This window comes from Bradyrhizobium sp. P2_E8 (assembly GCF_056403875.1).
Map to the genome: position 1 here is coordinate 1 of NZ_JBFUES010000366.1, position 6,793 is coordinate 6,793.

The window sequence follows — 6,793 nt, forward strand, 5'->3', positions numbered from 1 at the left end:
ATATCGGACCTCGCTCGGTGGTGTCAGCGAGCGAGATCATCGGGCGCGCAGAAGCCGATCTCAACGAGATCGATTTTATTTTCCACGATGCGGCAGCCGTGGAAAAATCGTGGACGTCTCAATCAGTTAGATCGAGATATCTGTGAAAGCGATCACTCGAACAGCGGTGCCAGCTCCATCTGCGGCACCAGCACCAGGCCCTTGTCGGTGATGCGAATTTCCGGAATGACCGATAGCGGAATGAGATTGAAGCCCATGTAGGGGATGGTGCAGCCGGCCTCCGCCCATTCCTTCTTCAGCACCTTGACCTCTTCGGCCACCTCCGTGACGCGCTTGTCGGACAGGAGCCCCGCGATGGGCAGCGGCACCAGCGCCCTCACCTTGCCGTCGGCGACGACGCAGACGGCGCCCTGGTGCTCCTTGATCGCCGCGATCGCGACCTGCATGTCGCCCTCGTTGGTTCCGGCGACGATGATGTTGTGGCTGTCGTGCCCGACGCTGGAGGCGACCGCGCCGCGCTTCAGGCCAAAATCCTTCAGCAGGCCATAGGCGACATTGCCCGCCGATTTGCCGTGGCGCTCGACCACCGTGACAAAGCACAGGCCGTAGCGCGCGAACAGCGACGGCCAATCCTTTGCGGGCTCGATAGCGACCTTCTCATGGATCAGCGTGATGCCGGGCAGCGCGGTCTTGATGGCGTTGACGGTGCAGGCCTTGGCCGGCAGCTCCGGCGTCAGCTTCATCTTCTCCGGCAGCTTCACGGTCGCATAGGCCGCCTTCGGATATTGATAGCGCTGCGACAACGCCTGATCGAGGCGCGGCGTGATCTTGCGGTGCTCGACCACGAGCTCGCCGCCATACCAGGTGCATAGCGGCTTGAGATTATCGTCCATCAGCACGAGATCGGCGCGGCGGCCGCCGCCGAGCCCGCCGATATCGCCCTCCATGCCGAAGCGCGTGGCGCCGTGCAGCGAGCCCATCGACCAGGCCTGCTCCGGCGACATCCCCGCCTTCACCGCTTCGCGTACCACCCAGTCGAGGCCGAACAGCAGGAGATCGTCGGCGTCGCGATCGTCGGTGCACACCGCGGTGCGCTTGTGCGAGGCGCCGAGCTCGGTGATCGTCCGGATCGCCTGCGGCAGCGAGTGCCATGGCGTGGTCGGCGGGCCGCCGCGCAGGAACACCCAGACGCCGGCGTCGAGCAGATCGTCGGCGATGTCGCGGTCGATCGCCTCGTGGGTGTCGGTGACGCCGCTCGCCGCATAGGCCGCGACGAACTCGCGGCCGTAGACGTGGCCGGACACCGGGCGTCCGCGCTTCAAGGCGGCGGCGAGGATCGCATGACTGCGCTCGTCGCCCATCGTCACAGGCACGAAATCCATCTTCTCGCCGAGCGCCACCGCCTCGGGCCAGCGGTCGAACAGGCCGGCGATCTTGTCGGGCGTGAGGTCGCCGCCCGCCGTCTCAAGCTCCGCCGAGGTGGCCGGCACGGTCGACGGCACCGTCAGGAAGATCGAGAGCGGCGCCTCGCGCGCGTCCTCCAGCATCGCCTCGACGCCGGCGACGTCCATGACGTTGCCGATCTCGTGGCTGTCGCAGAAGATCGTGGTGGTGCCGTTCAGCAGTGCGGCCTCGGCGTAGGCGCAGGCTGTCACCATCGAGGATTCGATGTGGATATGCGGATCGACCAGGCCCGGCGCGATGATGCCGCCGGCCGCGTCGTAGGTCGCGACGCCGCTCCACGCCTTCTTGGCTGTTCCGGCCGGCTTGACCGCGGCGACACGGCCGCCGGTGATCCAGACCTCGCGGTTCGCGTGGATGCGCTCCGAATAGGTCGAAAGCACCCGGGCCCCCGTGACCACGAGATCCGGTGCGGCGCGCGCGGAGGCGACATCGGCCAGACGCCGGGTCATCGAATGCAGCGGTGCGACGGCGAAGCGGGTAAGTCTGGTCATCGGGACCCTCGCGTGGCGTTACGGCCCCGCGATGGTTACGCCCCGCGCCATAGCGGGCAAGCGCAAATATAACGGCAGGCCCTGCTTACGCCTTAGGCGCCGAGCCGCCCGCCGCCCCCGCCCGTGCAGGCCTGCGCGGGTTCCGCCTTCTCGGCGGTGCTGCAGCAGCGGGCTTGACCCGAATCCGCATCGAGCGGCCCTTTGACTCGTCGATCTCGAACGAGTTCGTCTTCCGCACGAGGTCGCTCAGCTTGCGGAACCCGAACGTTCTCGGATCGAAATCCGACGCCAGGTTGGCGAGCTGCCGCCCGACTTCCCCGAGCGCGACCCAGCCGTCCTCGCTCTCCATCTGGGTGATGACCTTCTTGATGATGGGGGTCGCGGCATCAGGCGGCTGAAGCGATGTCGATCTCGCGGCGGCGTCCTGGGTGGTCGCCGGGGCGGCAAGCAGGTTCTCGGTGTAGACGAACCTTCGGCAGGCCTGCCTGAAGCTTTCCGGCGTCTTCTGCTCACCGAACCCGAAGACATCGACGCCCTGCTCCCGGATGYGGGCGGCCAGACGGGTAAAGTCGCTGTCTGAAGACACCAAACAGAAGCCGTCGAACCGGCCGCTGTGAAGCAGGTCCATGGCGTCGATGACCAGGGTTATGTCGGACGCGTTCTTTCCCGTCGTATAGGCGAATTGCTGCTGCGGGATGATGGCGTGCTTCGACAGGATGTCGGCCCAGCCCCTCGATCGCGCATTGGAGAAGTCGCCATAGATGCGGCGAACGCTGGCTTCGCCGATCTTGGCAATCTCCTCGAACAGTCCATCCGCGATCTTTGCGGAGGCGTTGTCGGCATCGATCAGGACGGCGAGACGGGGCGAGCGAAGTTCCGACGGCATGGCGTTTCCTCAACGGGATGGACGCAGCATTCAAGGACGCGCGCGCCGGGACGGCTAGTCCTCGTTCGCCTTGAAGCGCCCCATCCCCTTCAGCACGAATGGGGCCAGCAGCGCAACCAGCGCGATGCCCAGCAGCGTCGCCGAGATCGGGCTCTGGAGCAGCGTCATGGGATCGCCGAGGCTGATCGCGAGCGCCCTGCGCAACTGGCTCTCGGCGATCGGGCCGAGGATCAGGCCGACGACGACGGGCGCGATCGGAAAATCGAACCGCCGCATCAGGAAGCCGAGCACGCCGAAGCCGGCCAGCATCGACAATTCGACCACCGAGGGCTTTGCCGCGATGGTGCCCATCGTCGCGAAGACGAGAATGCCGGCATAGAGCCATGGCTGCGGGATCGCGAGCAGCCGCACCCACAGGCCGACCAGCGGCAGGTTGAGCACCAGCAGCATGCAGTTGGCGATGAAGAGACTCGCGATCAGGCCCCACACGAGGTCGGGCCGCTCGGCGAACAGCAGCGGCCCCGGATTGAGGCCGTATTGCTGGAAGCCAGCGAGCATCATCGCGGCCGTCGCCGAGGTCGGCAATCCCAGCGTCAAGAGCGGCACCAGCGTGCCGGCGGCCGAGGCGTTGTTGGCGGCCTCCGGTCCCGCGACGCCTTCGATCGCACCCTTGCCGAATTCTTCCGGGTACTTCGTCAGCCGTTTCTCGGTCGAATAGGACAGGAAAGTCGGGATCTCCGCGCCGCCCGCGGGCAGCGCGCCGATCGGGAAGCCGAACATCGTCCCGCGCAGCCACGGCTTCCACGACCGCTTCCAGTCTTCCTTCGTCATCCACAGCGAGCCGCGCACCGGCTCGAGCTTCTCCTCGGTGTGGTGGCGGCGCGATGCGACGTAGAGCGCCTCGCCGACTGCGAACAGGCCGACCGCAAGCGTCGTCACCTCGACACCGTCGAGCAGCTCGGGGACGCCGAACGCGAGCCGCGCCTGGCCGGTCAGCTTGTCGATGCCGACGAGGCCGAGCGTCAGGCCGATGAACAGGCTGGTGAGGCCGCGGATCGGGGAGTCGCCGAAGGTCGCCGACACCGTGACGAAGGCGACGCACATCAGCGCGAAATAGTCCTCGGGGCCGAAGCGCACGGCGAAATCGACCAGCCAGGGCGCGAGAAAGGCGAGCCCGATGGTGGCGATGGTGCCGGCGACGAAGGAGCCGATCGCGGAGGTCGCGAGCGCCGGCCCGCCGCGGCCGGCCTTGGCCATCTTGTTGCCTTCGAGCGCGGTCGCCATCGACGCGCTCTCGCCGGGCGTGTTGATCAGGATCGCGGTGGTCGAGCCGCCATACATGCCGCCATAATAGATGCCGGCAAACATGATCAGCGAGCCGCCGGGATCGAGCTTGTAGGTGACAGGCAGCAGCAGCGCGACCGTCAGCGCCGGGCCGATGCCGGGCAGCACGCCCACGGCCGTGCCGAGGAACACGCCGATCAAAGCATACAGCAGGTTCATCGGCTGGACGGCGACCGCCATGCCATGCGCCAGCGCGGCAAAGGTGTCCATCACAGCAGTCGCTCCAGGGGGCCGGCGGGAAGGCTCAGCGTYAACAGCCGGTCGAACGCGAGATAGATGAGGGTCGACATCACGAGCGCGATGACGGAATCGACAAGGACGGCACGGCGTCCGAAGGCCGCCGACGTCGTGACGAACAGCGCCGCCGTCGCCAGGATGAAGCCGCCGCCGAAGCCGATGATGGCGATGAGGAGCGCAAGGCCGGCGAGGATCAAGACCACAGGCACGGGATCGGCGCTCTCGCGCGCCGGCAGATTGCCGCGCAGCGCGTCGATGAGATTGCCGATCGCGAGCAGCGCAAGGCCGGTGGCGATCACGACCGGCATCGCCTCCGGCCCCATCCCGTACATTGCGGTGGATTGCAGGCCGCGCGCGTCCCAGACCAGCACCGCGGCAAGACCTGCGAGCAATGCGGCGATGACGATGCCGGCGCGATCGACGCGCCGCGGCGGCTGGGCCGGATCGCCTGAGGTCATGACTTGACCAGGCCGACCGATTTCAGCACGTCGGTGACGCGGACGGTTTCCTTCTTCAGGAAGTCGGCGAAGGCATCGCCGCCGAGATAGGCGTCCTCCCAGCCCTTCTGCTTGAGGATCTCCTTCCAGGCGTCCGACTTCACCATCTTCTCGACCGCATCGCTCAAGGTCTTGCGCTGCTCCGGCGTGATGCCGGGAGGCGCGACCACCGAACGCCAATTGGCGATCACGAGGTCGATGCCCTGCTCCTTGAAGGTCGGGATGTCGCTGCCTGCGATGCGCTTCTCCGAGGTCACGCCGATCGCGCGCAGCTTGCCGGACTTGATCTGCCCTTCATATTCGCTCATCCCCGAAATGCCCGCGGTGACCTTGCCGCCGAGGATCGCCGCCAGAGACTCGCCGCCGCCGGAGAACGGGATGTAGTTGATCTTCTTCGCATCGGCGCCGACGGCGCCGGCGAACAATGCCGCCATCACATGGTCGACGCCGCCGGCCGAGCCGCCGGCGAAGGTCACCTTGGCGATATCGGCCTTGACCGCGGCGGCCAGATCCTGCGCTGTCTTGATCGGCGAATTCGCCGGCACCACGATCACCTGGATTTCCTCGGTGAGGCGCGCGATCGGCGTCACCTGCTCGAGCGTCACCGGCGACTTGTTCATGGCGAGCGCGCCGACCATGACGAAGCCGTTCACCATCAGCTGGTTGCCGTCGCCCTTGGCGCCGTTGACGAACTGCGCGATGCCGACGCTGCCGCCGGCGCCGGGGACGTTGGTGACCTGCACGCTGCGCGCGACGCCCGCGGCGACCAGCGCCTGCTGCATCGAGCGCGCGGTCTGGTCCCAGCCCCCGCCCGGGGCCGCCGGTGCCATCAGCTTGAGCTCGAGCTGCTGGGCGAAGGCAGGCGTGGCTGCCGCAAGGGTCAGCGCGACGGCTGCGCCGACAAGGCGCGCGGGAAATTTAAACATGGGGGCATTCTCCAGGCTCGTGCGGACGTCGTTGATCGTTTGCCGCATTGTGTCGTTTGGTCGCATATCAGCCAAAACGGCCGATGCTGTCCAGCGACAGGCCCGGTTCCTTGTTAGCCAGACTTCGGCATCACCCCGCCGAGCGCGACGGTCARCTCGCCGGCGACCTCGCGCACGATTTGGCCGATTTCCGGCAACCTGTCGTCGGTCAGACGACTGGTCATGCCGGAGACGGAGATCGCCGCCAGCGGCTCGGCGCAGTCGTTGTAGACGACTGCGGCAATACAGCGCAGGCCCATGCAGGCCTCTTCGTCATCGATCGCAAAGCCCTGTTTGCGGATCGTCGCGAGCTCCTTGAACAGGTCGCCCGGCCGCACGATCGACTTCTCGGTCAGGCGGGGCATGCCGTGATGGCGGATGACCGCGCCGACGTCCTCGTCCGAATAAGTCGCGAGCACGGCCTTGCCGACGCCTGACGTCACCATGGCGACGCGGCCGCCGACCTGGGTCAGCGAGCGCATGATCTCGCGGCTCTCCATGCGGGTCAGCACGATGATGAACTCGTCGTCGACCACGGCGAGGTTGGCGGTCTCGCGGGTGAGATCGCGCAGCTTGCGCAAATAGGGAATGGCCTGCGTGGAGAAATTACGCCGCCGGGCAAAGCTCGCGCCGACCGTGAAGCTGCGCACGCCGACATGCCATTTGGATTCGGCGCGGTCGAACTGCACGAAGCGGCGGCTTTCCAGCGTTGCCAGCAGGCGGTGCACGGTCGAGGCCGACAGGCCGGTGCGGACGGCAAGGTCGCTGAGGCGATAGCCTTCGTCGTCCTCGGACAGCGTTTCGAGGATCGACAGCGCGCGGTCGACGGACTGCACGCCGCCATCGCGCGCCTCGTGGTCGGCCTCCGATGGCGATCGAGGCTCGAGCGATTTGCGCCGGATCACGTTC

Annotated in this window: 6 protein-coding genes; all 6 read right to left on the minus strand. The window is 66.9% G+C overall.

Annotated features, from left to right (window positions below; genetic code table 11):
• Positions 1-152: 152 nt before the first annotated feature.
• On the minus strand, positions 153-1,955 hold the full coding sequence (locus tag AC1D00_RS20490; protein ID WP_477011918.1) for an adenine deaminase C-terminal domain-containing protein: 1,803 nt from the start codon (positions 1,953-1,955) through the stop codon (positions 153-155).
• Between the two features lie 85 nt (positions 1,956-2,040).
• The gene (locus AC1D00_RS20495) at positions 2,041-2,841 is read right to left on the minus strand and encodes an NYN domain-containing protein (protein ID WP_477011919.1); all 801 of its coding nucleotides are present in this window, start codon (positions 2,839-2,841) and stop codon (positions 2,041-2,043) included.
• A gap of 54 nt (positions 2,842-2,895) precedes the next feature.
• On the minus strand, positions 2,896-4,395 hold the full coding sequence (locus AC1D00_RS20500) for a tripartite tricarboxylate transporter permease (RefSeq protein WP_135172609.1): 1,500 nt from the start codon (positions 4,393-4,395) through the stop codon (positions 2,896-2,898).
• Positions 4,395-4,880, minus strand: a complete 486-nt coding sequence (locus AC1D00_RS20505; protein ID WP_135172608.1) for a tripartite tricarboxylate transporter TctB family protein — start codon at positions 4,878-4,880, stop codon at positions 4,395-4,397. The genes AC1D00_RS20500 and AC1D00_RS20505 overlap by 1 nt, the downstream gene beginning before the upstream one ends.
• Positions 4,877-5,845, minus strand: a complete 969-nt coding sequence (locus tag AC1D00_RS20510; RefSeq protein ID WP_477011920.1) for a Bug family tripartite tricarboxylate transporter substrate binding protein — start codon at positions 5,843-5,845, stop codon at positions 4,877-4,879. Before AC1D00_RS20510 ends, AC1D00_RS20505 begins: the two co-directional genes overlap by 4 nt.
• Before the next feature lie 113 nt (positions 5,846-5,958).
• Positions 5,959-6,793: IclR family transcriptional regulator (locus AC1D00_RS20515; protein ID WP_477011921.1), on the minus strand; the 835-nt coding region annotated here is incomplete at its 5' end.

Bases quoted from the DNA above. Each gene is read 5' to 3' on its own strand.
- AC1D00_RS20490 (WP_477011918.1), bottom strand. From the start codon at position 1,955: ATGACCAGACTTACCCGCTTCGCCGTCGCACCGCTGCATTCGATGACC.
- AC1D00_RS20510 (WP_477011920.1), bottom strand. From the start codon at position 5,845: ATGTTTAAATTTCCCGCGCGCCTTGTCGGCGCAGCCGTCGCGCTGACC.
- AC1D00_RS20500 (WP_135172609.1), bottom strand. From the start codon at position 4,395: ATGGACACCTTTGCCGCGCTGGCGCATGGCATGGCGGTCGCCGTCCAG.